This is a genomic window from Halalkalibacterium halodurans (assembly GCF_005671335.1).
Lineage (GTDB): Bacteria > Bacillota > Bacilli > Bacillales > Bacillaceae_D > Halalkalibacterium > Halalkalibacterium halodurans.
In genome coordinates, this window is record NZ_CP040441.1 from 2989180 (window position 1) to 3012026 (window position 22847).

Consider the following 22847-nt stretch of genomic DNA (forward strand, 5'->3'; position numbering starts at 1 on the left):
AAAAGTGTACTAAGAAAAACTTGTCCTAATTGCCAATCCTATGTGACCGTATTTTATCCTTCTTAAAGTAAAAAAAAGACAGGAGCATAAGCCCTATCTTCTTCTGTCTATAGCAAAGGTGATAATAGCCGACAAGTGGATTCAAGTACGCGATAATACCAAGCTCTGTTTCTAAATTGCTCAAAGCGAATTTGATTTGTATGCTCCAAATCGTAGACAAAATCACTTACGAGTGTGGTTACACTTTTCGTGCGATAAAGAAAGGCGTTCACTTCAAAATTCAAATGGAAGCTTCGCATATCCATGTTCGATGTTCCAATCGAAGCAATCTCATTATCGACGATAATAATTTTGCTATGAAGAAAGCCTCGTGTATATTCGTATACTTTCACTCCCGCTTCAAGAAGCTCTGGAAAATAAGAGCGGGAAGCATGAAAAACAATCCGTTTATCTGGACGATTAGGAACGAGAATCCTAACATCAATACCACTTAGGGCAGCAATTTTTAAAGCACTTAAAATATCTTCATCCGGGATGAAATATGGACTGGTGATCCAAATCGATTTCTTCGCTGATGTGATCATGGAAAAGAATAGCTTTTTATTAATTTCCCAACGAGTATCAGGACCACTCGCAATCATCTGGACACCGCCATCATCCTTCATATTTGTCAATGCTGGGGATAGGTAAGATGGCTTCAAAATCGTTTCTCCTGTTTCGTGGGCCCAATCCCGGAGGAAAATGAGCTGTAATGTACGTACAGCTTCTCCGCGAACATACAGATGGGTATCTCGCCAAAATCCGAAATATGGGTCTTTTCCTAAATATTCATCGCCAATATTTAAACCACCTACGAAGCCCACGGTTCCGTCGATGACGATAATCTTTCGGTGATTGCGGTAATTGATCGTATGATTAATAAACGGTAGCTTTACAGGGGCAAACGGAACAATCTCTACTCCGGCCTGCTTCAGATCCTGAATATAAGATTTAGAGAGCTTCCAGCTACCTACACCGTCATAAAGAAAACGTACATGAATTCCTTCCTTCGCTTTCTGCATTAGGATCTCTTTAATTTCCTGACCAATTTCATCATCACGAACAATATAATATTCGAGATGAATATGATGCGTTGCCATTCGTAACGCTTGTTTAATATGGGCAAACGTTTCTTTCCCGTCTGTCAGCACTTTCGTATTGGTTGAAAATGAAATCGGATTGTTCGCTAGTCGATGAGCCAGTCGAAACAACAGTTGTTGATGACCACCCATTTTCTGCAGCTGTTCTTCATTTAGCTGACGATTTCCCTCTATTTTTTCAAATGCCTCTTCATCTGATAATGCCTTTTTCATAAAGGTTTTACTTTTTCGATGATTTTGTCCGAACATCAAATAAAAGATGAAGCCAACGACTGGAAACACGGCAAGCACCATTAACCATGTTAACGTTTTTGTCGGGTGACGGTTTTCTAAAAATATAACGATACCTATAAAGACAACCGTGATGGTAATGAGTACACTAAAAGCTCCGACAATCCAGCCTTGCCAAAACGAACGGGTAAGGTACAAACCTGTCGAAAGGATCAATAAAAAGAGTAAGACGTTTAACCGATTTTTCATAGTGACGAGCTCCTATCTCATCTTTCTCGAATCTAGATCGTACAATTCCAACTTTTATTATATACGTATCGTTTAGGAAAGAAAGACTCTCTCCTTTTCTTTAGATCTATACGAAATATAAAGAAAAAGGTTGCTAATTCTTAATAGTTTTTCGGTTCTTAGTCAAATGTTGGGGTGGCATAGGAGGGCGAGCCCCTCTTATCCTACCCCGAATGTTTGATGTTTGAATTGATGATGCAAGAGAATACGGTTTCGCAAGCGATCATAACGCCGAAAACCAAAGGCATTTCTCTTAATCACCTTCGTTTGATTATTCAGTCCTTCAATAAAACCATTGTTTAAGCCAAACGCGAGGCTATTCAAGATCTCGGTCTGCCAGTTCTTCAGCGTCTGAATGGCTCGGTGGAACTCCTTTAACGGGCTCGCCTCCACTCTTCGGTAAAAGGCGTAGAGCCCTTGCTTCACCTCGCTCATTCGTCCTTCCCTTCCTTGCATCTTCGCTTCTTGATACCACTGACGAAAATGTTCTTTTAGCTCATACGCTTCCCTTAAATCAGGGGATAGCTCTAAGTACCGCTCCACCTTCTTCTTTTGCTTATCATCCAGTCCTTCTCTCTCTTTCTGAAACAGATGTTTGATCCGTTTACATCGTTTTCGATGATACGGATGGAACGCTTTTTGCACTCGGCGGCGAACCCCTTCCAGAGCCCAGTAGATGTAACGACAGAAATGGAACGGATCCCCAATGATGAGCGGGTGGCCTAAGGCCTTTTGAACAGCCGACTTGAAGGTATAACTGAGATCCATCACGACTGTTTTCACATGATGACCCTTCTCTTGAAGATATCGTTTAAGCGTATCGGCTTTACGATCCGGTAAGATATCCAGTGGCTTCCGTGTATCTGCATCCGCAATGATCACTTGATATTTCCCCGCATTCGTATCCCCTTTGTAATCATCAATCGCAATCCGAGGAGGAAGGTGATCCACCTTCTTCACGAGGGGGGCCGCCAATTGATCAAACCGGCGCATGGCAGTTGTCACGGACGTTTGGAATTGATTCGCTGTGTCCGTAAAGTTCTTCCCTTGAATGAGCCGTAAGCGAAACGCTTGATTCCATTCCACTGTCTGACGCTGATATCGCTCTACAAAACAGGCTTTCTCCGCAAACCGCTTCCCGCATCTGCACGCGTACCGGCGCTTTCGATAGAATAGATACACCCACCGTTCAAAGAGCTTGAGATGTTGAACTTTTTGGATGCGGTAATCATGGATTCTCTCGGTTCTCTCCCCGCAGGATGGGCAACGATGAGGCGTTCGCGGCATTTCTACATGGAGCGCGATAAAGTCCTCTCGTTCCTCCATCTTTGTGACCTTCACACCTTTTAATCCGGGCAAATCCATGGTAAAATTCATCGTACACGCAGCTCCTATCCTTTCTTTGTTTCTAGGCAATTCAAGGATAATGGATAAAGGAGCCTGCGTGCATTTTTTTTGCCCTCTTTTGTGCAAAAACCCCAACATTTATTGTAGAGCCAGTTTTTCCTCAAAGCAGAAAAACGACCACTTCTCCTCAAGTGGAGAAAGGCCGTCTAACAAACAATGTACTTATGCACGTTTTGGAAATTGCTCACGTACTACCGTCAAAGCATTGCTATCAATGATCACCTTTCCATATTCCATAATCCGATAAATCGATAAATCCGACTCATAGCCATACTCTAACATTTGACTTAACATGTCATCCTGCTCATCTTCACTGTACGTTTCATCGTTAAAGACGACGTGCAAGTAATACGTTCCTTCAAAATGAACCAACGTGTTATTAATATCATCAATAAAGAAATTATGGCTAAGGTCAATAATGTCCTCAAAATCTGCAAAGCCGATCACAATTTCAAGCGACTCTTCAAGAAAATCATCTTCGGTCATCATAGAAGACTCTTGTCCTTGACCATCCCCATCTTCTTGGGTTACCGGAATCTCCAACTTCACATTTCCGTCAGAGATTTGCCCGCGAGTCACGACAATCTCCAACCCTTTTTCTAACGCATGGACTTGAATCCATAATGGACCTTCTAATTCAAAATCTTCCCGATCATTGGCCTCATTCATCATTTCAAAGAAGAGCTCTTCGCCCCGTTCGCGATTATACCAAATCTCATCACGGTCAAAACCGCGTGATTCTATATCTTTATACGTTATAAAAAACTTTACTGTTGAATCGTTAATGCGTTCGATTTCCATTTTTGCTCTCCCTCCTACTCTTTTAGAGGATTGTTTCGTTCGAGAATTTCCCTTTGAACGCAAATGACACTTCGACTCCACCATAGTGTAGGACTAAAATGGTGTAAAACCAAAAAAGCTTGGTCTTTTTGTTACCTCTATTTTATGATAAATCGGCTTGGATTGGAAACAAAAAACCCGATTTCCAAAGATTTTTATGAAAATTTCTACGAATGGACTGTCATGTTAAGGACTGGACCTACTCTTCGATAATTTCAAGTTCTTATTTACGCCAATTTGTATAGATTGTATTAGTAGACAAGCAACACCGTCTATAATTTTTCATTCTCAACGATATAGCTCCAAATGTCAAGGATCTACGTTCTAGCAATCTTTAAAGCCAAAGGGTGATACAACTTGTTCGATTTAGACTTTATCCTATCTGTGATCACAATTATTGGCATCGATCTCATTTTAGGTGGAGATAACGCTATCGTCGTTGCTCTCGCGTGCCGTCACTTACCGAAGCAGCAACGAAATAAAGCGATCATGATTGGAATTGGCCTTGCACTACTCGTTCGCGTGCTCCTTACAATGGTTGCAGTTCAGCTATTGGAGATTCCATTTTTATTAGGCATTGGTGGTGCACTCTTGATTTATATTGCCTTTCAATTGCTAGTCGATAACAACAGTGAGCAAGAAATTAGCACCGGACCCACACTAGGGAGTGCGATAAAAGCTATTGTCATTGCTGATTGTGTCATGGGATTTGATAACGTGTTGGCAATCGCTGGCGCTTCTCATGGGAACCCCATTCTCGTCATTACTGGCCTATTGATCTCTGTCCCAATCATCATTTGGGGGAGCAAACTCATTCTCGTTCTTTTTGATACATTTCCGATCATTGTCTACATTGGTGCAGGAATATTAGCCTTTACAGCCTCGCGCATGATTACGCATGAACCGATGCTAGCTCCCCTGTTTATTAATCAACCAGGTTTTATGATTTTCTTTCAGGTAACGGTTATCGCTTTTGTTTTAGCACTTGGTTATACTTGCAAAAATAAAAAGAAAAGCCACCTTGCATGACACAAGCTGACTTTGTGACTAATTTTCATTTAGTTTACTAAACGCTGTGCTTCCTGTAGTTGGAATGTACGAACCTTTCTTGGTAGGAAACGACGAATTTCAGCTTCATTGTATCCTACTTGTAGACGCTTTTCATCAAAAATGATCGGACGTCGCAACAGACCAGGATTCTCACTAATAATTTTAAACAGAGTTTGTAAAGGTAATGCTTCTAGCTCAACATCCAACTCCTGAAATACTTTTGAACGTGTAGAAATGATTTCGTCCGTACCATCTTCCGTCATACGTACGACTTCCTTCACTTCTTCAACTGTTAGTGGGGAAGAAAAAATGTTTCGTTCTTCAAACGGAATATTATGCTCTTCAAGCCAAGCTTTTGCTTTACGACAAGACGTACAGCTCGGTGATGTTAAAAGAGTAACCATCGTCCGGACCTCTCCCTTCGGAATTAAACTCCTATGCCAACTCGCTCCTGCTTATACGAAACTTATTATACATGAATAGACAAGTTGTGCATAGCATTTATTGCTAAAACTACTATCCAATAACCAAATATAGACGAGACGACTAAAACACACATAGGGATCTTTCCCGTTCTCTCTCTATTTTAAACGAAAACCCATTCGACTTTCTATACATTTGTGTATGTTTAGTTACAATTTTAACAAAAACATTTGAATTCGTCTATTCCTTCGTATAACGAAAAGTATAAAAAATGAACTTAATTTTATTAGAAAAATGCAAAACGCCTACTTAAAAACGCACCGGCTGTCCTGAGCAACGGAGATAAAAAAATTAAGGTAAGCTGCAAACGGATGATCTCAGCCCCTTGCGCAAGGTATCTCACGATTAGACCTTACGTGCTTATAAAAAAAGGTTCTTAGTCAAATGTTGGGGTGGCATAGGAGGGCGAGCCCCTCTTATCCTACCCCGAATGTCTGATGTTTGAATTGATGATGCAAGAGAATACGGTTTCGCAAGCGATCATAACGCCGAAAACCAAAGGCATTTCTCTTAATCACCTTCGTTTGATTATTCAGTCCTTCAATAAAACCATTGTTTAAGCCAAACGCGAGGCTATTCAAGATCTCGGTCTGCCAGTTCTTCAGCGTCTGAATGGCTCGGTGGAACTCCTTTAACGGGCTCGCCTCCACTCTTCGGTAAAAGGCGTAGAGCCCTTGTTTCACCTCGCTCATTCGTCCTTCCCTTCCTTGCATCTTCGCTTCTTGATACCACTGACGAAAATGTTCTTTTAGCTCATACGCTTCCCTTAAATCAGGGGATAGCTCTAAGTACCGCTCCACCTTCTTCTTTTGCTTATCATCCAGTCCTTCTCTCTCTTTCTGAAACAGATGTTTGATCCGTTTACATCGTTTTCGATGATACGGATGGAACGCTTTTTGCACTCGGCGGCGAACCCCTTCCAGAGCCCAGTAGATGTAACGACAGAAATGGAACGGATCCCCAATGATGAGCGGGTGGCCTAAGGCCTTTTGAACAGCCGACTTGAAGGTATAACTGAGATCCATCACGACTGTTTTCACATGATGACCCTTCTCTTGAAGATATCGTTTAAGCGTATCGGCTTTACGATCCGGTAAGATATCCAGTGGCTTCCGTGTATCTGCATCCGCAATGATCACTTGATATTTCCCCGCATTCGTATCCCCTTTGTAATCATCAATCGCAATCCGAGGAGGAAGGTGATCCACCTTCTTCACGAGGGGGGCCGCCAATTGATCAAACCGGCGCATGGCAGTTGTCACGGACGTTTGGAATTGATTCGCTGTGTCCGTAAAGTTCTTCCCTTGAATGAGCCGTAAGCGAAACGCTTGATTCCATTCCACTGTCTGACGCTGATATCGCTCTACAAAACAGGCTTTCTCCGCAAACCGCTTCCCGCATCTGCACGCGTACCGGCGCTTTCGATAGAATAGATACACCCACCGTTCAAAGAGCTTGAGATGTTGAACTTTTTGGATGCGGTAATCATGGATTCTCTCGGTTCTCTCCCCGCAGGATGGGCAACGATGAGGCGTTCGCGGCATTTCTACATGGAGCGCGATAAAGCCCTCTCGTTCCTCCATCTTTGTGACCTTCACACCTTTTAATCCGGGCAAATCCATGGTAAAATTCATCGTACACGCAGCTCCTATCCTTTCTTTGTTTCTGGACAATTCAAGGATAATGGATAAAGGAGCCTGCGTGCATTTTTTTTGCCCCTCTTTTGTGCAAAAACCCCAACATTTATTGTAGAGCCTAAAAAAACCTAGAGTTTTCTCTAGGTTTAGGGCTTCGTACGTTATCGCTTCGTCGATTGAGTGGCAGGTCCACGTCTAGGAGCTTTTAAATTTTTTAGATTTTTCTTAAGGAGTTCCTTCAGCAACTCCCTTTTCTTTCTTTGCTTTGCTTTCGTCCGTTTTTTCATGGACAACCACCTCTGCTACCGAAAGGGTATGATAATGGGAAGAACTAAAGCTGTGTGTCCTCCTGCTTGGGCTTGGATTCATCAAATGTAAGCACCTGATCCACATCTTCATAGGAAGCACCATATAGCTCTTCATCCTTATACGTATGAATCGTCTCATACGTATGCTTCATTTTTTCATAAATACTTTCTTCTGATTCATCCGTTGGTGACCAATAAAAAATTTCTAGCTCGTTGACTTCATTTGTCGCCAGTGAACGTCTGCTGTAACCGATTGATTCAGCATGCTTAAAACCTTCTCGCTCGTAAAAGCGCAGTCGCTTTTCAGAATCAGAATCTTCGTAGTCAAGCGGCTCTACTTCAAGGATAATTGGCTTCCCCTTTTCTTTCAACTGATTGAGTAACCTTTTGCCGAGTCCTTGTCCACGCGCATCTTTCGAAACAAACAAATAATCCACAAAAATAAAATCATCTGTTTCTACATACATCATAACATGATTTTTACCTTCATCCTTATGATAAATATCTGACTTTTCCTTTAAAAGTAACTCCATATGTTCCTTGGACTTCATCTCTTCAATAGGGAAGTATTGGTTTAGCTTTTCGTACCAATTCAATGTTTGTCAACCTCCAGCACGTAGGATATGTATAGTATACGCTTGATCGTTGGTTTCATAAATCGCCGTTAATCAATGAATTTTTCGATAATCGGCCATCGAGGACGCCATAAACCATTCACGATCAGCTAGGGTAAAATCTCAACATCATCCCCCTTGAACCTTCCTACACGTTCATCAGTCCAGCCTTTGCGGATTACAAAAAAGAGCAAAGGGCTTATTTTCCCCTTGCTCCCCTTCTTTACGATTGCATTCATCCACTCCAAAAAGGTAAACCAATGGCTCCATCTTTCTCAATCTTCATCTTTCGCATCCCAATCCTCCGGCAGCTCTTGCTCTTCACGACGCGATTCTTCTCGCTTTTTATCCAGTTGCTCTTTATACCATGCAAACGAAGCTTGATTAACGACGTAAGTTCCATCGATAAAGTAAGCCTTTACATGCCCTGCTTGAATTTGATTTTCTAAATATGCTTCAGGGAGTTCCAAATAATCACTTAGCTCCTTTAATGTTACGTACATAAAATCCCTCCCTCATGTTTAGCATATCTTCTCTCCCTTTCATTCGTGAACATCGCTTATTGGAAGCGAAAAAAGCACGCCTCCATTTGGTTGAGGCGCACTTCCCTGTTTTATATCGTCATCGGTCAACCGATTGGCAACACGTAAAACAAGATGAGAACAAAGTGTAGGATGCTACCAATTAACACGAACACGTGCCAAATCGCGTGATGATAGGAAAATCCGCGCCATACGTAGAAAATGGTCCCCACAGTATAAGCGATTCCACCACCAACTAAGCATGCAATCCCCCCTGATGGTAATGTTTCCATGATCGGACGGAAAGCGATGACTGCAAGCCACCCCATCGCAACATAACAAGCGGTTGATAGAAATAGGAAACGTTTGACGAAAAATGCTTTAAACACAATGCCGACGACCGCCAAGCCCCAAACCACTCCAAATAGTGTCCATCCGAGGGCTCCTTGGACAACAATAAACAATAAAGGTGTATAGGTCCCAGCAATAAAAAGATAAATTGCCGCATGATCAATTACCTCAAAAATATCCTTTACTTTTCCCTCTGGGAGGCTGTGTAACATCGTTGACGAGAAATAAAGCATGAGCATCGTCGTACCGTACACAGTGAAGCTAACTACGTGCATCGCACTTCCGTAAAGGCTGGCAAAAACGATTAGCACCACTAGAGCAGCTAAACTAAGTACGACACCGATTCCGTGGGTAATCGCATTCGCCAACTCTTCCTTGCGTGAAAATATGTGGGTCGTTCCCATTTCAGCATCCACCTACTTTTCCATCATAATGACCCATTATATCAAATAAAGTCATAAAAATCTCGTTGAGCTTGCCCCTTTTATCGAAGTTCATCTTTTTAAAAAGTGAAAAAGATGTTGCAACCTTTCTCCCACCTCTATATAATAGAAAAAATACACTTTTTTTATGTTCATTTATTTTACATCGTGTTAGGAAGAAAAATACAAAGGAGGGAAGATCCATGCATCGTGTCACGTTCGTTGAGCTTTTCAATCACCATATTACACAAAAATACGTCAAGCGTTCCGGGATGGCACATGCAATCGCTTGTGCGTACCATGCGCTTCAACTGGCCAAACAATACGGGGTCGACCCTGATCTGGCAACAAAAGCAGCCTTTCTCCATGATATTGGTCACTATACTTGGTATCGTAATGGTTCATGGGATTACGACTTATATAAAGAGAACGACATCCACGCCATTAAAGGAGCCGAGCGAGCACACAAACTCCTCATCCGTTTAGGCGAGCACCCGAAAAAGGCGAAGGAAATTGCTCTCGCCATCTTACTCCATACTGATTCATATTTACCAGAGGGGAAGTTGGAGCTCAGTCCGTTGCAAAAAGTTGTTGCTCTTGCCGATGAAGCAGACGAAGAACCAAAGGGCCGCCACCATTATCGAACCATTTCAGACGAGAAAGCGTTAGAAGCACTTCACCGCTTAGATCAGCTTATCGTCAAAGCACTACAGGAACATGACCTCTATCAAAAAACGGTTTGACGACCAATTTTACTCTTTTGAAGATCGTGCAATTCGGGCACACTCTTCAAGAGAGTTTTTTTATTTGCGCAAATGGAGGGATGTCTCATGGTGTTCGTTTGGTTTATCGTCGCCGCCATTGTCACAATACTTACCGCAATTAAGCTTTCCAACTATGCTGATACGATCGGTGAGAAATCAACATTAGGTGGGATGCTAGTCGGGACCATTTTTTTAGCAGGGGCTACATCATTGCCGGAAATTACAACGACCGTGTCTGCGATCGTTTTAAATAACCCCGATCTTGCCGTTGGGAATGTATTAGGAAGCAATATGTTTAATTTATTAATTTTAGCTACGTTAGACTTATATTTTCGGCGGGCACAACTGTTTCGTGGAGCTGACACATCTCACTTTTTTACCGCTAGCATCGGGCTTCTCCTTGCAATGGTTACGTTAATCGCCATTACCTTACGACTAGACGTAACGCTTTTAGGGATCGGGATCGATATGCTTGTTTTGATCGTGGTTTACGCCTTTGGAATGAAGTTACTTTCAGCGGTTCGAAATGATCCTGTGCCTGAAAGTCAAACAATTGATCAAGAGGGCAATCGACCGGTAAAGAAAGATGTTTCTTTACGACACGCAATGATCGGTTTTGCTATATCTGCTATAGTCATCATGGGAGCTGGAACACTTCTCACGGTAACAGGGGACGAAATTGCTGTCGTCACAGGGCTGGGCTCCAGCTTTGTTGGCAGCTTCCTCATTGCCGCAACCACCTCTCTCCCTGAAGGGGTATCGGTGTTCGTCGCCCTGCGATTGAAGAACATCAATCTTGCACTCGGTTCCGTCCTCGGTAGCAACTTGTTTAACTTTTTAATCCTAGGGGTTTCGGACATTCTTTATAGACCAGGCTCAATCATTGCTGCCATTTCGCCTGTTCACCAGCTTACCGCAGCAGCTGTCGGCATTTTATGTTTGATGACACTTTATGCGTTGCTCCGCCCGGCCGAGCAGTCGAAACGGATGTATTTAATGCCTTCGCTCGTATTGATTGTCTTTTATTTTTTCTCTTCTTATCTTATTTTCGTTCAATGAGTGGAACAAAAAAGGAAAACATCCACTAAGCCTTAACTTAGTGGATGTCCATTATTTCATCTATGATTTCTTCTGTTAGCACTCCATTATATCGTTTTACAATGGTTCCTTCTTCATCTAGGATAAGCGTTGTCGGGATGCCGATCACTTGATAAGTCTCCATGACCTCTCCATCTGTATCGAGTAACGGATCAAATTCCGCGCGATAATGCTGGACAAATGCTCGGACATCTTTAATAGAAGACTCTTGATTGGTCAAGTTTATCGCAAGGAATTGACCACCTTTTTGCCTGTACTCTTTATCGAGCTTGACAAGAGAAGGCATTTCATCTTGACAGACAGGACACCACGTAGCAAAAAAATGGAGAATGACTGGTTGTCCGCGTAGTGAAGATAGGTCAACAACCTGACCCTTAAGCGTTGTTAAGGAAAACGGTACTGCGCGCTGTCCTACTTGAACCCCTTCATTAAATGTCGTGATCGCTTCCTTATCGACTGGTCGGTAAACGTGCTCTGATTGACTGTAAAAGTAACCGACGGTACATAAGGCAAGAATAAGAAAACTTCGGTAAAATGCTTGCTTTCCTTTCATGACAATCCCCCTTTAAAGGACAAACCTGTTATAATAACGTATGTCCAAGGTTTCAAAAACATGCTTAAAGGAGGACTTACTCATGACAAAGCTTCAAATGTATCAGCTTGTCGCTGTGCTCCTGTTAGTGGGATTCGTCATCTATTCCTACACTACAAACGTTCGTTACCACATACCTTTTTTTATTTTAGTTGCTTTAAACCTCGTCCTATGGGTGTTGCGCTTAAAGGAACGTTACAGCAAAAAACATACCAATGCTTAAAAACTTACGGTGGCTCCACTAAGTTTACGAGCGGCATGCAATTCGTTAAGATAAGAGCATACATAGTCGTCAGCTGAACGATGATCATCTATCTGAAAGGAAGTCGAAATCGTGAAAAAAACCGTCTTTTCTGGAATTCAGCCAAGCGGCACGTTGACACTTGGCAACTATCTCGGAGCAATGAAGCATTTCGTCTCATTGCAAGAAGACTATAACTGCTATTTTTGTATCGTTGATCAACATGCGATTACCGTTCCACAAGACAGGCTCAAGCTTCGGGAAAACATTCGTAGTTTAGCCGCTCTCTATTTGGCCGTCGGGATTGACCCGAGCAAGGCGACCCTTTTCATCCAATCTGAAGTTCCTGCCCACGCACAGCTTGGTTGGATGATGCAGTGCGTGTCTTATATCGGCGAGTTGGAGCGGATGACCCAGTTTAAAGATAAATCAGATGGGAAAGAGGCCGTCTCGGCATCTTTGCTTACTTACCCACCTTTAATGGCCGCTGACATTTTACTTTATCACACAAACATCGTCCCCGTAGGTGAAGATCAAAAACAGCATTTAGAACTGACGAGGGACTTGGCGGAACGCTTTAATAAAAAATACAATGACATTTTCACGATCCCTGAGGTACAGATCCCGAAAGTGGGGGCACGTATTATGTCATTAAACGATCCAAGCAAAAAAATGAGCAAATCTAATCCGAATCCGAAAAGTTACATTTCTATGCTTGATGACGAAAAGACAATTACGAAGAAAATCAAAAGTGCCGTAACTGATTCTGATGGAATTGTGAAATTCGATAAAGAAAACAAGCCGGCCATCTCCAATCTCCTATCCATCTACTCTCTTTGCAAAGGAGCATCGATTGAAGAAGTGGAGGCACAATTTGTGGGTAAAGGGTATGGAGAATTTAAAGAGTCGTTGGCTCAAGTCGTCGTTGACACCCTAAAGCCGATTCAAGAACGCTATGAACAGCTCATCCAGTCCGAAGAGCTTGACCACATCCTTGATCAAGGAGCTGATAAAGCGAATCGTGTTGCAAGAAAAACGCTCGAGAAAGCAGAGCGCGCCATGGGCTTGGGACGTAAACGCCGGTAGCAACAAGAGTCATAAAACAAAAAAGCAACGGAAACCGTTGCTTTTTTGTTTAATACCCATTATTCTTTTTCCATATTTTCCCCACAAACAGGGACAGACCAATTGTTCCTACAAGTAGGACAACGGTTAACACTTGCATAACACCATAGGCAAAACCGTCCATCGTATCCATCGTTGCTTCCCCTCCCCTACAAAATCCGTTATGTACATTATAAAGGAAGGGCTCATCTTGTGTAAAGGTAACCGGAATGCCCTGTAGAAGTGATAGAATGTGGAATCGTTCCACCTTCTATCACTTCACGCTCTCACCGTGTTCAAGTTCCCATAATTTCTCAAAGAAAGCTTGTCCTTTGATTAAAGACTCACAAAAATGATAATGGTGTTCACTCCAACCTTGTCGAACGTCACGGTAAAGCGTTTCCCACGCCTGATGATGATCCATTCCTTGAATCTCATCGTACCTGTCAGGCTCCCATTCCGTTAACCAATACCGTATTTCTGCCTCATTTCCTGATGTAAATAGTTGATCCAACGCCATATAAAGTAGTTGCTTCAACTGACGTTCTTTCCTTGTCAGCCCTTTCATTTCCTTTGGATCTGGCGAAAGAATGTGGTGTTCCTTTTTCGGTTCGTGTCCTTGAAGATCGTAGCAAATGTCCGATTCATTTTGAAGCAATTCATAAACGAGCTGCTCTTGACGGGGAGTAAGACGACTTTTGCGAATCGGAGTTTTGTACCCCATCGTATCAACGGCAATAATTCGTTCACCATCACTTGCCACAAAGGCGTAATCAAGCTGTATTCGTGACATATTTTTTCGCAAATAGCTTTTTTGATACACATCTTGTAACAAATCCTCTGGAAGATCGCTCATTTGATTTTCGATATAATCAAAAAGCGGTGGACTGACACGAACCACAACCACTTGATCTAATACTTCAATTCGGTCATCGCTTCTCCATTCAAAGAAATCACAGACGTTATACCCGTTTTCTTCACCTTCGAACCAGTTTACCCACACGTCTCGCATATGAACCATTCGATTAGCCCCCTTTGCTCAGTTATTTGTATCAACAGTATGGTCAGAGGGAAGCCAGTTTATTCCACAATCACTATAAACATTCAACGGCTACTAGTATCTTCCTCTTCTTTTTCGTCGACGAATATCGGGGAAAAGTAAGGCAGCTACAAATAAACTAAAACCGAGAATCATGAGATACAGTTCAAAACGAAACACGATAAATAGGACATAATGAGTAAAGCTGTAGCCTGTCGTCAGTAAGCTTAAATACGCGAGCAAACTAATGCAGCCATACAAACCAGCACAAAGGCCAATGAAGGCTAACACGAAGCGAATCATGAGTGATCACGAGAAATTTCTCGACCTCTCACTGCAACAGCTCTTCCCCGTTTTGCAGAAAAAGAACGCTGCAAAATCGTCTCTGCTTCCATTTTCATCATCGAGGTTGTCGTTAGCGTAGGATCATTTTTCATCGCCTGATCAACAATACGATAGCCTAAATAGTACCCAGCCCATTCAGGAATCCCCCCTACTCCACCAAATAAATATGGATAATGTCGATCCCGTCCTTTCATCATCCGTTGCTCTAAAAGAAGCGCCCATAACGAATGGAGGTCCGCTTTGTCGTACCGTGATGTCCAAATTGCTAGTGCATCACGTCCCACTTCTTCGGCCACAGCTTTTTCAGCTAGACCTTCCATTACCATTGATTCGAGAAGGGTCATCGTCCCTTCATACAGCTTCAATTGGGTGAGCCGACAGCAATGGTGGTACTCGTGTGTCACAAGGGCTTGAACATCTTGATCAGAAGTCATTTCACCAATAAACAATACAATCTTGTCACGGTAACTAACACCCATTTTCATTCCTAATTGTTCACGAATCGTCGGATTTGCTGTATTGACGGGAAAAAGATAGATCGGAACATTAGGCCCCTTCCACTTTTCTCTAAGTTCTGTATATTGTTTATGAACCAAATGCCAAATGGCTCGATCCTGTAACGCACGGTAGCTTGGTTCAATATCATCCGTTGGTAAAAACAATCCTTGTCCTAGAAGCTGTTGCTGTAATTCGTCGAGGTGATCGGTATGAAAAGCATCTTTTAGTAGCGAGATGATTAACTTTTGCTGAAGCTCAAACTTCTCACCCGCTACTTGCGCTTTCGGCCATTGAACAACATACCGCTTGAGCCATTTATCTGTGCGGACAACCCCCATCAGTCTCACCTCGCGATCCTAATTGCTATTATTATTGTATGGGGATTTCCTAAAGAATGACCGGGCAATTTTTTATACTAGTTGTCCTTATTTTGCTACACTGAATAAAGATACTTGTGCAAGGGAGGCTTTCTCTAAATGAAAACTGAACGAGAAAAGCAGCGTGACGTCTATTACGACCTTGTTCAAACATACGATCGAACAGTGAGTCAACTCAATGAACAAGGGGAACCATTTAGGGAAGGAAACACGTTTTACACATTTTCGATTCTATCGTGAGCAGCTCGATCAATTAGCCGCCATTTACCAATACTTTCAATAGGTTAGAGTGGAGCCAGCAAAAAGGACCAATGAAGAGAATCAAGACGCTCGCTTTAAAACAATTTCATGCGTTCGTATCATCCCTAAATAAGACAGGACAACGAGTCATTTGCCACCGATAAATCACGGGCTTTTTGAACATCCTCTATAAAGGTGTATCGTTTTTTAGAAAAATAGTGTACAATGAACGATATTTATTTGATGCAAAAAGGAGCAAACGTATGGCAACGATAGAAGCATGTGACTTTTTTCCATATACCGTACTTTCTCGCAGTCAGTGGAAGTCGTTACGAAAAGCTTCAAGCCTTCCGATTAATGAGCAGGAACTAGAGCAGTTGGTTGGTTTAAATGAACCTATTACCTTAAACGAAGTAGCAGATATTTACGTTCCCCTTGCTGAGCTATTACACGTTCATGCAACCGCTTACCAACGGTTACAGCAGCAGAAGAGAGGTTTTTTTCACCATGGGAAAAATCGCTCCCCGTTCATTATCGGACTTGCAGGGAGTGTAGCCGTCGGCAAAAGCACGACTGCAAGACTCCTACAAAAACTACTTAAAGCTTGGCCAGAACATCATCATGTTGATCTTGTGACAACTGATGGGTTTCTTTATCCGAACGAAACGCTAGAGGCTCGAGGATTAATGGACAAAAAAGGGTTTCCTGAAAGCTATGACCTACCCGCTCTCATTCGTTTTTTATCCGATGTAAAGGCTGGTGAACCATACGTAAAAGCACCTGTTTATTCCCATTTAACATACAATATTGTGGAGGGGGACTATCAAGTCGTTCATGAGCCTGATATTGTCATTGTTGAAGGAATTAACGTGTTACAAGTCAACAAGAGAAACCATCATATACCGAATGTGTTCGTTTCTGACTTTTTTGATTTCTCGATTTATGTCGATGCTAAGGAGGAGCAAATTCTCCAATGGTACATCGAACGCTTTAAGCTATTGCAAAATACCGCCTTTCAGGATCCGAACTCTTATTTCCATCGCTTTCGCCATTTATCTGAAGTCGAGGCAGAGCAATTTGCCACCTCTATTTGGAAAAACATCAACGGTGTAAATTTACATGAAAACATTTTACCGACGAGGCATCGAGCGGATTTAGTGCTGCAAAAAGGCCCCCAGCATTTCGTTGATGAAGTGAAATTACGAAACATCTAATGATCACAATAGAGGAGGAGACGGATGAAGGTAGAGCTAAACGGTGTGTCCCTCTCATTATTTCAGGGTGCGAAGGTAAAACATGCCTTGCTCGCATACGATGAGGAAGTGTATCGCCAAGTTGTTGAGGAAAAGGCAGTCGTCGTCGACCCGTTCGGAAACGAAGTCGAGCTAAGTGGAGCCTTAGATCCCAGTTTTTCTTATACAGTTAAGGATCGATAGGTAAATAGGGAGAGGATGTCTCAAAAAGGCTGCTGTGGGCAGACCGAATGATGAGACATCCTCTCTTTTTTGACTCTACCAAATGTTGAATATTAAACGGCTTTTTTAGGCTCTACAATAAATGTTGGGGTTTTTGCACAAAAGAGGGCAAAAAAAATGCACGCAGGCTCCTTTATCCATTATCCTTGAATTGCCTAGAAACAAAGAAAGGATAGGAGCTGCGTGTACGATGAATTTTACCATGGATTTGCCCGGATTAAAAGGTGTGAAGGTCACAAAGATGGAGGAACGAGAGGACTTTATCGCGCTCCATGTAGAAATGCCGCGAACGCCTCATCGTTGCCCATCCTGCGGGGAGAGAACCGAGAGAATCCATGATTACCGCATCCAAAAAGTTCAACATCTCAAGCTCTTTGAACGGTGGGTGTATCTATTCTATCGAAAGCGCCGGTACGCGTGCAGATGCGGGAAGCGGTTTGCGGAGAAAGCCTGTTTTGTAGAGCGATATCAGCGTCAGACAGTGGAATGGAATCAAGCGTTTCGCTTACGGCTCATTCAAGGGAAGAACTTTACGGACACAGCGAATCAATTCCAAACGTCCGTGACAACTGCCATGCGCCGGTTTGATCAATTGGCGGCCCCCCTCGTGAAGAAGGTGGATCACCTTCCTCCTCGGATTGCGATTGATGATTACAAAGGGGATACGAATGCGGGGAAATATCAAGTGATCATTGCGGATGCAGATACACGGAAGCCACTGGATATCTTACCGGATCGTAAAGCCGATACGCTTAAACGATATCTTCAAGAGAAGGGTCATCATGTGAAAACAGTCGTGATGGATCTCAGTTATACCTTCAAGTCGGCTGTTCAAAAGGCCTTAGGCCACCCGCTCATCATTGGGGATCCGTTCCATTTCTGTCGTTACATCTACTGGGCTCTGGAAGGGGTTCGCCGCCGAGTGCAAAAAGCGTTCCATCCGTATCATCGAAAACGATGTAAACGGATCAAACATCTGTTTCAGAAAGAGAGAGAAGGACTGGATGATAAGCAAAAGAAGAAGGTGGAGCGGTACTTAGAGCTATCCCCTGATTTAAGGGAAGCGTATGAGCTAAAAGAACATTTTCGTCAGTGGTATCAAGAAGCGAAGATGCAAGGAAGGGAAGGACGAATGAGCGAGGTGAAGCAAGGGCTCTACGCCTTTTACCGAAGAGTGGAGGCGAGCCCGTTAAAGGAGTTCCACCGAGCCATTCAGACGCTGAAGAACTGGCAGACCGAGATCTTGAATAGCCTCGCGTTTGGCTTAAACAATGGTTTTATTGAAGGACTGAATAATCAAACGAAGGTGATTAAGAGAAATGCCTTTGGTTTTCGGCGTTATGATCGCTTGCGAAACCGTATTCTCTTGCATCATCAATTCAAACATCAAACATTCGGGGTAGGATAAGAGGGGCTCGCCCTCCTATGCCACCCCAACATTTGACTAAGAACCCTTTTTTAGGACTGAATGCTAGAATAGAGATTTAACGAGTTGATGACAATGGGTACTTTTCGCTGAATGATTTTTCGTCTATAAAAAAGTAGGAAGAGCCGAATTTGAGAAGGATTGGTACGAAAAAAGATACAATCACTGGTGAACTCCCGTTCACCAGTGATTCGTTTTAAGTGCTTTTAGCAAAAGCCCCTTCTTCCTCTGCCTGTGAAATCCACTCTATGAGTGAGGCCCACCAGCGAGCAAAAATGTTTCCATTCCCTTCTTTCTCAGTGGAAACTGGATCTTGGCTTGCAACCAACATATCGTCTTCAGGTACTAAAAACTTTAAATGCTTTTCTGCGACAGGTTCTCCGTTATGGTTGGTTACCGTTAAAACCCCGCCCTCTTCCAAAGAGATACCAAATAGCTCATCTTCCGGGATACTGAAGTAGAAATCCTTTGCTAGTTCATATTCCTTTCCATCTGAATCTACAAATCGTTCTCCCGCTTTAATCTTCTCCGTCTTGAAATGTTCAAATCCATAATCAAGCAACGTCATCGTATCATTGTAGGAAAAGCTAACACCTGGCGCGTTTAACGTGACGGCAATTAACTGTTGATCATCTCGTTCCGCAGTCGTTACAAGAGTGTAACCAGATTGTGACACATATCCATTTTTAACACCCGTAGTTCCAGGGTAATCCCATAAAAGGCGGTGATGATTGTAGATCGTCGTCTCCCATCCTTCACCGATCCATTCCAACTCTTTTGTTGAAGCGACGTCTCGAAATTTTTCGTTTTCCATCGCATACTTTGTGATCATAGCCATATCATAGGCTGTCGTATAATGCTCCTTATCAAACAGGCCATGTGGGTTTGTAAAATGAGTGTTCTCAACCCCGATCTTTACTTGGACGAAACGATTCATACGTTCAGCAAAAGCCTCCTCACTTCCGTCAAAATGCTCAGCAATTGCCGTACCTGCATCATTCCCAGAATTGATCATTAAACCTTGAACGAGCTTTCGCAACGTCACTTCTTCACCTTCGACTAGATATACCCGGGTTCCGATGACCTCCGTAGCTGTTTTACTAACCGTGACGATGTCATCTAAATCCCCTTCTTCAATTGCAATCAAAGCTGTAATAATTTTCGTAATGCTAGCAGGGTACATTTTTTTATCTCCGTGTTCACTATATAACACTTGTCCCGAGAGCTGGTCCATCAGAAGCACCGATTCACTATTTAGATGAAAATGAGCATCGTTTAATGTTTCACCTTCTGAAACAAAAGCAGAAGCATTCGTTTGAACAGAAAATTGAAGGGAAACAAAAAATAAAAATAATAGAATAAATACACGGAATAAATGCCTCATAATGAATCTCCTTTTTTTACACAAACAATTAAAAAGCACAAAGTGCCCGCTTAAAACCGTATACAATGGTTCGGAGCAATGGAGATATAGAAATCACGATGAGCTTGCAAACCGAATGTAAATTGTAGGAAGCTCTCGTGATTCATCTCATTTTGGTGCTTTTCACTAGACATCTTTGTTTATATTTTCCTTACTTGTAGAAAAACTCAGCTTTACCGCTAAGTCTTAGGGCGGAAGTTAAGTTATTTTATCCTTTAATCATTTATAGAGAGTAAGTTTTTTAAAGTAAAATATAATACCGTACTAATGATATCAGTAAAAGGTTACAGTTCTTTTGCATATATGTAACATTTTGATGGTAAATTAGTATGAAAAAACTCCCTTTAAGGGAGTTTTTTCATACTAATTCTATTAACCTTTGAACATTTGAACGAACATTTTACCGTAAGGACCACCTTCGACAACACCGACACCAATTTCAGTGTAGTTCGGGCTTAAGATGTTTGCGCGGTGACCTTGAGAATTCATAAGCGCTTGATGGGCAGCCTCAACCGTTTGGTTCCCTGCAAGGTTCTCACCCGCTGTACGGAATTCAATACCGAACTGACGCATCATGTCAAATGGTGAACCGTACGTTGGAGAGTTATGATCGAAGTAGTTGTTATCGATCATATCTTGCGCCTTCACACGAGCAACCTTTGTAATTTCAAGATTTGCTTTCAATGGCTGCAATCCGTTCTTTTGGCGCTCTTCATTCACTAAATCAATCATCCGCTGTTCATCTTGAGTTAACCCTTGGGTACGCTCAGTCGATGTTTCAGGGGCAGATGTTTGAGGTGTACGATTTTCAACTGGTTGAGCTTCCTGTTGTGGTACGTCAACTGTTGGCTGTTCCTGTTGCTCTGGTTGCTCAGGTTGTTCTGGAGCTGGAGCTTGTCCTTGCTTAGGCACTTGGAATTGATCAAGGTTGATTTGATCTAAATTCAAGTCTTCCACATTGATGTTATAGCGCTCTGCAATCTCTTTTAAAATATTGTTGAGATCTTCTACGCTATTTCCTTGATATTGGATAACCTTTGAATCTATATGGAATGGTAACTGATCTTTTCCTGCCGCGTCTGCCTGTCCTGAAAAACCTACAAAAGCTGCTCCTACTAATAAAGTAGTGGCTAGAAGTTTCTTCATATTTTGTACCTCCTAGATTTTTTTGTTGCTTTGTTCGTTTGAACAGTTAACATGCTAGCATAGATGCACGCCTTTTCAACATGGTAATTATTTCATCAATCCTCCCATACTCTCACCTCATTTGCTTCGAAACCTTGCGATGACAAGGATCATTCTAATTTTCCGATCGTTCAGATTCTTCTTTTTCTATAGATTTTTTAGGTTTCCCCACATTTCGTTACAAACTTGTAAAATAGGCCGCTTAGTTAAGTAATGTCAAGGGTTCCGGCCAATCTTATTTCGTTTTGGAAAAATTTAGACCGCGCTTTTCTAGTATCATTTTGATAGATTGTTAGTATCGCAAGAGGAGGTACAAACGATATTATGATGAAATTTGTATTGTTATTCAGTTGTATCATTTTGTCTTTCACGCTCTTTACCAATAAAGCAGAAGCAAGTCATTCTAAACACCAAGTTCAATCTGGAGATACTCTCTATTTATTAAGTGAGCAATACGGCGTCCCTATGGAAGCTATTAAACGTATTAACGAACGTTCTTCCAATACTATTTATCGTGGAGAACAGCTAACAATCCCTGCACGGGTAACAGCTTCTGAACGAGACTTACTTGCACGTCTCGTACATGCCGAAGCAGAAGGAGAACCTTATGCCGGAAAAGTTGCTGTTGCTGTTGTCGTCTTAAATCGGGTCGACCACCCATCATTTCCCGATAATGTGACAGATGTTATCAACGAAGTCAACAGTGGATACTATGCGTTCTCTCCCGTACAAAATGGACGTATTCAACGCCCAGCCAATGATGAGGCCAAACGAGCAGTTGATGAAGCCCTTCAATTCCGTGGGCAAGGGAATGGCTCTCTCTATTTCTATAACCCAAAAACAGCCACAAGCCCTTACGTTTCAACACGTCAACAAACGATCGTGATTGGAAATCACATCTTTGCAAAATAACAAACGACTGAGTATAAAGTGACTGACCGTCCCATGAGGCGTGTGAGTCACTTTTTTCTGTTCTTTGGCTACATTTCTTGATAAATTGAAAGTAGGGAAAGTGTTTCTCATTTCCAAGGGGAGGTGAATCTATGAGGAGAATTAGCCGCACTTCCTCAACACGGACAGGTTACCGAGCAACCTATGTCAATCCATTGGGAACATCAGATAGTGTAAGAAAAGTGGAACCGCCTCCACCAATAGAGCGAACGGCGAATGAAACAGCGAAACCATCTAACAATTTTATCCTCTCCTACGAACGATATAAGCAATATTTAAAAGAGCTAAAGCAAGTGTTTAAATCGTTTTATTTTCATGAAAAAGAGCTTTATCACACGCTACAAGCCATTGGGACAAATAAAGAAGAGCTCATCTCTCAAACGTGTACATTAATCTGTAAGTACAATGAGACGTTGAAAAGTATTCGTAAACTTGATCAACTTTTTCAAACATCTTACATGGATGACATCCAAGCATTGCATATACAACATCAAAAGGAGTTGGAGGCTCTCGGCCTGCTTCTAAACGACAACGGCACCCTTACACTTAACATTGATGTTTTTCGTTGTCAGTTATCCACATCAGACCAAGATACTATGGCAGTACTAAAACGCTTTAAGTCGTTGCTTTTGAAGCAGTATCATACGATAAGTCAACTTCAAGTGCCAAATTCGCATCAAATGTCTCCCTATGATCCACCGGGTGAACCGTTAAAAGGCTTCATCATTGAAGAAAAGGGCTAATTTATCAGTCATAGTGAAGCTATTTTCTTCCCACCCCCGTTTTTTGGTACACTAA

The 22847-nt window shown here is 42.3% G+C and carries 27 protein-coding genes; 11 read left to right on the top strand and 16 right to left on the bottom strand.

Going from position 1 to position 22847, the window contains the following annotated elements; translation table 11 throughout:
* Positions 1 to 107: 107 nt before the first annotated feature.
* From cls to mecA, 3 genes are all read right to left on the bottom strand, one after another.
* The gene (gene cls, locus FED51_RS14550) at positions 108 to 1619 is read right to left on the bottom strand and encodes a cardiolipin synthase (RefSeq protein ID WP_010899005.1); all 1512 of its coding nucleotides are present in this window, start codon (positions 1617 to 1619) and stop codon (positions 108 to 110) included.
* Positions 1620 to 1817: 198 nt separating this feature from the next.
* Entirely contained in the window at positions 1818 to 3035 is a 1218-nt protein-coding gene (locus FED51_RS14555; protein WP_138090144.1) for an ISL3-like element IS651 family transposase, read from the bottom strand.
* Positions 3036 to 3227: 192 nt separating this feature from the next.
* Positions 3228 to 3866 carry an adaptor protein MecA gene (gene mecA, locus FED51_RS14560; RefSeq protein ID WP_053430684.1) on the bottom strand — a complete coding sequence of 213 codons (639 nt, stop codon included), beginning with the start codon at positions 3864 to 3866 and terminating at the stop codon, positions 3228 to 3230.
* Between the two features lie 396 nt (positions 3867 to 4262).
* Here mecA and FED51_RS14565 point away from each other — a divergent pair, with 396 nt between their 5' ends.
* Positions 4263 to 4934, top strand: a complete 672-nt coding sequence (locus FED51_RS14565) for a TerC family protein (RefSeq protein WP_010899007.1) — start codon at positions 4263 to 4265, stop codon at positions 4932 to 4934.
* A 29-nt stretch (positions 4935 to 4963) separates the two neighbouring features.
* Here the strand turns inward: FED51_RS14565 and spxA are convergent, their stop codons facing one another.
* The 6 genes from spxA to trhA form a co-directional block, all read right to left on the bottom strand.
* Positions 4964 to 5359, bottom strand: a complete 396-nt coding sequence (gene spxA, locus FED51_RS14570) for a transcriptional regulator SpxA (protein WP_010899008.1) — start codon at positions 5357 to 5359, stop codon at positions 4964 to 4966.
* A gap of 495 nt (positions 5360 to 5854) precedes the next feature.
* Positions 5855 to 7072 carry an ISL3-like element IS651 family transposase gene (locus tag FED51_RS14575; RefSeq protein WP_138090576.1) on the bottom strand — a complete coding sequence of 406 codons (1218 nt, stop codon included), beginning with the start codon at positions 7070 to 7072 and terminating at the stop codon, positions 5855 to 5857.
* Positions 7073 to 7236: 164 nt separating this feature from the next.
* The gene (locus FED51_RS21590; protein WP_010899009.1) at positions 7237 to 7362 is read right to left on the bottom strand and encodes a hypothetical protein; all 126 of its coding nucleotides are present in this window, start codon (positions 7360 to 7362) and stop codon (positions 7237 to 7239) included.
* A gap of 44 nt (positions 7363 to 7406) precedes the next feature.
* Positions 7407 to 7979, bottom strand: coding sequence for a GNAT family N-acetyltransferase (locus FED51_RS14580; RefSeq protein ID WP_053430683.1), 573 nt, complete (start codon positions 7977 to 7979; stop codon positions 7407 to 7409).
* A gap of 293 nt (positions 7980 to 8272) precedes the next feature.
* Complete coding sequence (locus FED51_RS14585) at positions 8273 to 8500, bottom strand: hypothetical protein (protein ID WP_010899011.1); 228 nt, start codon at positions 8498 to 8500, stop codon at positions 8273 to 8275.
* Positions 8501 to 8625: 125 nt separating this feature from the next.
* Complete coding sequence (gene trhA, locus FED51_RS14590; RefSeq protein WP_010899012.1) at positions 8626 to 9273, bottom strand: PAQR family membrane homeostasis protein TrhA; 648 nt, start codon at positions 9271 to 9273, stop codon at positions 8626 to 8628.
* Between the two features lie 221 nt (positions 9274 to 9494).
* Here trhA and FED51_RS14595 point away from each other — a divergent pair, with 221 nt between their 5' ends.
* Together FED51_RS14595 and FED51_RS14600 are read left to right on the top strand one after the other, a co-directional pair.
* Positions 9495 to 10034 (top strand): HD domain-containing protein, encoded by a 540-nt coding sequence (locus FED51_RS14595; protein WP_053430681.1) that lies wholly within the window; start codon positions 9495 to 9497, stop codon positions 10032 to 10034.
* A gap of 87 nt (positions 10035 to 10121) precedes the next feature.
* The gene (locus FED51_RS14600; RefSeq protein ID WP_053430680.1) at positions 10122 to 11114 is read left to right on the top strand and encodes a sodium:calcium antiporter; all 993 of its coding nucleotides are present in this window, start codon (positions 10122 to 10124) and stop codon (positions 11112 to 11114) included.
* 37 nt (positions 11115 to 11151) lie between these two features.
* Here the strand turns inward: FED51_RS14600 and FED51_RS14605 are convergent, their stop codons facing one another.
* Positions 11152 to 11706 (bottom strand): TlpA disulfide reductase family protein, encoded by a 555-nt coding sequence (locus tag FED51_RS14605; RefSeq protein ID WP_053430679.1) that lies wholly within the window; start codon positions 11704 to 11706, stop codon positions 11152 to 11154.
* An 82-nt stretch (positions 11707 to 11788) separates the two neighbouring features.
* Here FED51_RS14605 and FED51_RS14610 point away from each other — a divergent pair, with 82 nt between their 5' ends.
* Together FED51_RS14610 and trpS are read left to right on the top strand one after the other, a co-directional pair.
* Positions 11789 to 11968, top strand: a complete 180-nt coding sequence (locus tag FED51_RS14610) for a hypothetical protein (protein WP_053430678.1) — start codon at positions 11789 to 11791, stop codon at positions 11966 to 11968.
* Between the two features lie 111 nt (positions 11969 to 12079).
* A complete protein-coding gene (gene trpS / locus FED51_RS14615) occupies positions 12080 to 13072 on the top strand; it encodes a tryptophan--tRNA ligase (protein WP_010899017.1) in 993 nt (330 codons plus the stop codon).
* Positions 13073 to 13121: 49 nt separating this feature from the next.
* Here trpS and FED51_RS21595 read toward each other — a convergent pair whose 3' ends face one another.
* The 4 genes from FED51_RS21595 to FED51_RS14630 form a co-directional block, all read right to left on the bottom strand.
* Positions 13122 to 13244: a hypothetical protein gene (locus tag FED51_RS21595; protein WP_010899018.1), complete on the bottom strand. Its 123-nt coding sequence runs from the start codon at positions 13242 to 13244 to the stop codon at positions 13122 to 13124.
* Between the two features lie 120 nt (positions 13245 to 13364).
* On the bottom strand, positions 13365 to 14111 hold the full coding sequence (locus FED51_RS14620) for a YjbA family protein (RefSeq protein WP_053430677.1): 747 nt from the start codon (positions 14109 to 14111) through the stop codon (positions 13365 to 13367).
* A 93-nt stretch (positions 14112 to 14204) separates the two neighbouring features.
* Positions 14205 to 14432, bottom strand: coding sequence for a YuzI family membrane protein (locus tag FED51_RS14625; RefSeq protein ID WP_041820753.1), 228 nt, complete (start codon positions 14430 to 14432; stop codon positions 14205 to 14207).
* Positions 14429 to 15310, bottom strand: a complete 882-nt coding sequence (locus FED51_RS14630) for a DUF2268 domain-containing putative Zn-dependent protease (RefSeq protein WP_053430676.1) — start codon at positions 15308 to 15310, stop codon at positions 14429 to 14431. Before FED51_RS14630 ends, FED51_RS14625 begins: the two co-directional genes overlap by 4 nt.
* A gap of 138 nt (positions 15311 to 15448) precedes the next feature.
* Between FED51_RS14630 and FED51_RS21175 the strand changes: the two genes are divergently transcribed.
* The 4 genes from FED51_RS21175 (at position 15449) to FED51_RS14645 (ending at position 18472) form a co-directional block, all read left to right on the top strand.
* Positions 15449 to 15589 (top strand): hypothetical protein, encoded by a 141-nt coding sequence (locus FED51_RS21175; protein ID WP_153231710.1) that lies wholly within the window; start codon positions 15449 to 15451, stop codon positions 15587 to 15589.
* 263 nt (positions 15590 to 15852) lie between these two features.
* Positions 15853 to 16803, top strand: a complete 951-nt coding sequence (gene coaA / locus FED51_RS14635) for a type I pantothenate kinase (protein ID WP_053430675.1) — start codon at positions 15853 to 15855, stop codon at positions 16801 to 16803.
* 24 nt (positions 16804 to 16827) lie between these two features.
* A complete protein-coding gene (locus FED51_RS14640; protein ID WP_010899023.1) occupies positions 16828 to 17025 on the top strand; it encodes a hypothetical protein in 198 nt (65 codons plus the stop codon).
* A gap of 229 nt (positions 17026 to 17254) precedes the next feature.
* Entirely contained in the window at positions 17255 to 18472 is a 1218-nt protein-coding gene (locus FED51_RS14645; RefSeq protein WP_138090144.1) for an ISL3-like element IS651 family transposase, read from the top strand.
* Between the two features lie 214 nt (positions 18473 to 18686).
* Here the strand turns inward: FED51_RS14645 and FED51_RS14650 are convergent, their stop codons facing one another.
* Together FED51_RS14650 and FED51_RS14655 are read right to left on the bottom strand one after the other, a co-directional pair.
* The gene (locus FED51_RS14650; protein WP_053430674.1) at positions 18687 to 19874 is read right to left on the bottom strand and encodes a D-alanyl-D-alanine carboxypeptidase family protein; all 1188 of its coding nucleotides are present in this window, start codon (positions 19872 to 19874) and stop codon (positions 18687 to 18689) included.
* A 411-nt stretch (positions 19875 to 20285) separates the two neighbouring features.
* The gene (locus FED51_RS14655) at positions 20286 to 21059 is read right to left on the bottom strand and encodes a CAP domain-containing protein (protein ID WP_010899025.1); all 774 of its coding nucleotides are present in this window, start codon (positions 21057 to 21059) and stop codon (positions 20286 to 20288) included.
* A gap of 363 nt (positions 21060 to 21422) precedes the next feature.
* On the opposite strand from FED51_RS14655, the gene FED51_RS14660 reads away from it, so the two are divergent.
* The gene (locus FED51_RS14660; protein ID WP_010899026.1) at positions 21423 to 22010 is read left to right on the top strand and encodes a cell wall hydrolase; all 588 of its coding nucleotides are present in this window, start codon (positions 21423 to 21425) and stop codon (positions 22008 to 22010) included.
* A gap of 131 nt (positions 22011 to 22141) precedes the next feature.
* Positions 22142 to 22792 carry a hypothetical protein gene (locus FED51_RS14665; protein ID WP_053430673.1) on the top strand — a complete coding sequence of 217 codons (651 nt, stop codon included), beginning with the start codon at positions 22142 to 22144 and terminating at the stop codon, positions 22790 to 22792.
* Positions 22793 to 22847 lie beyond the last annotated feature (55 nt).

Coding starts and splice junctions, on each gene's coding strand:
- FED51_RS14555 (WP_138090144.1), bottom strand. CDS start 3,035: ATGAATTTTACCATGGATTTGCCCGGATTAAAAGGTGTGAAGGTCACA.
- FED51_RS14665 (WP_053430673.1), top strand. CDS start 22,142: ATGAGGAGAATTAGCCGCACTTCCTCAACACGGACAGGTTACCGAGCA.
- FED51_RS14605 (WP_053430679.1), bottom strand. CDS start 11,706: ATGAAAGGAAAGCAAGCATTTTACCGAAGTTTTCTTATTCTTGCCTTA.
- FED51_RS14645 (WP_138090144.1), top strand. CDS start 17,255: ATGAATTTTACCATGGATTTGCCCGGATTAAAAGGTGTGAAGGTCACA.
- FED51_RS14650 (WP_053430674.1), bottom strand. CDS start 19,874: ATGAGGCATTTATTCCGTGTATTTATTCTATTATTTTTATTTTTTGTT.
- FED51_RS14660 (WP_010899026.1), top strand. CDS start 21,423: ATGATGAAATTTGTATTGTTATTCAGTTGTATCATTTTGTCTTTCACG.
- FED51_RS21175 (WP_153231710.1), top strand. CDS start 15,449: ATGAAAACTGAACGAGAAAAGCAGCGTGACGTCTATTACGACCTTGTT.
- FED51_RS14610 (WP_053430678.1), top strand. CDS start 11,789: ATGACAAAGCTTCAAATGTATCAGCTTGTCGCTGTGCTCCTGTTAGTG.
- FED51_RS14655 (WP_010899025.1), bottom strand. CDS start 21,059: ATGAAGAAACTTCTAGCCACTACTTTATTAGTAGGAGCAGCTTTTGTA.
- FED51_RS21590 (WP_010899009.1), bottom strand. CDS start 7,362: ATGAAAAAACGGACGAAAGCAAAGCAAAGAAAGAAAAGGGAGTTGCTG.
- trhA (WP_010899012.1), bottom strand. CDS start 9,273: ATGGGAACGACCCACATATTTTCACGCAAGGAAGAGTTGGCGAATGCG.
- FED51_RS14625 (WP_041820753.1), bottom strand. CDS start 14,432: ATGATTCGCTTCGTGTTAGCCTTCATTGGCCTTTGTGCTGGTTTGTAT.
- FED51_RS14575 (WP_138090576.1), bottom strand. CDS start 7,072: ATGAATTTTACCATGGATTTGCCCGGATTAAAAGGTGTGAAGGTCACA.
- FED51_RS21595 (WP_010899018.1), bottom strand. CDS start 13,244: ATGGATACGATGGACGGTTTTGCCTATGGTGTTATGCAAGTGTTAACC.
- coaA (WP_053430675.1), top strand. CDS start 15,853: ATGGCAACGATAGAAGCATGTGACTTTTTTCCATATACCGTACTTTCT.
- FED51_RS14620 (WP_053430677.1), bottom strand. CDS start 14,111: ATGGTTCATATGCGAGACGTGTGGGTAAACTGGTTCGAAGGTGAAGAA.
- FED51_RS14595 (WP_053430681.1), top strand. CDS start 9,495: ATGCATCGTGTCACGTTCGTTGAGCTTTTCAATCACCATATTACACAA.
- FED51_RS14600 (WP_053430680.1), top strand. CDS start 10,122: ATGGTGTTCGTTTGGTTTATCGTCGCCGCCATTGTCACAATACTTACC.
- cls (WP_010899005.1), bottom strand. CDS start 1,619: ATGAAAAATCGGTTAAACGTCTTACTCTTTTTATTGATCCTTTCGACA.
- FED51_RS14640 (WP_010899023.1), top strand. CDS start 16,828: ATGAAGGTAGAGCTAAACGGTGTGTCCCTCTCATTATTTCAGGGTGCG.
- spxA (WP_010899008.1), bottom strand. CDS start 5,359: ATGGTTACTCTTTTAACATCACCGAGCTGTACGTCTTGTCGTAAAGCA.
- FED51_RS14630 (WP_053430676.1), bottom strand. CDS start 15,310: ATGGGGGTTGTCCGCACAGATAAATGGCTCAAGCGGTATGTTGTTCAA.
- mecA (WP_053430684.1), bottom strand. CDS start 3,866: ATGGAAATCGAACGCATTAACGATTCAACAGTAAAGTTTTTTATAACG.
- FED51_RS14585 (WP_010899011.1), bottom strand. CDS start 8,500: ATGTACGTAACATTAAAGGAGCTAAGTGATTATTTGGAACTCCCTGAA.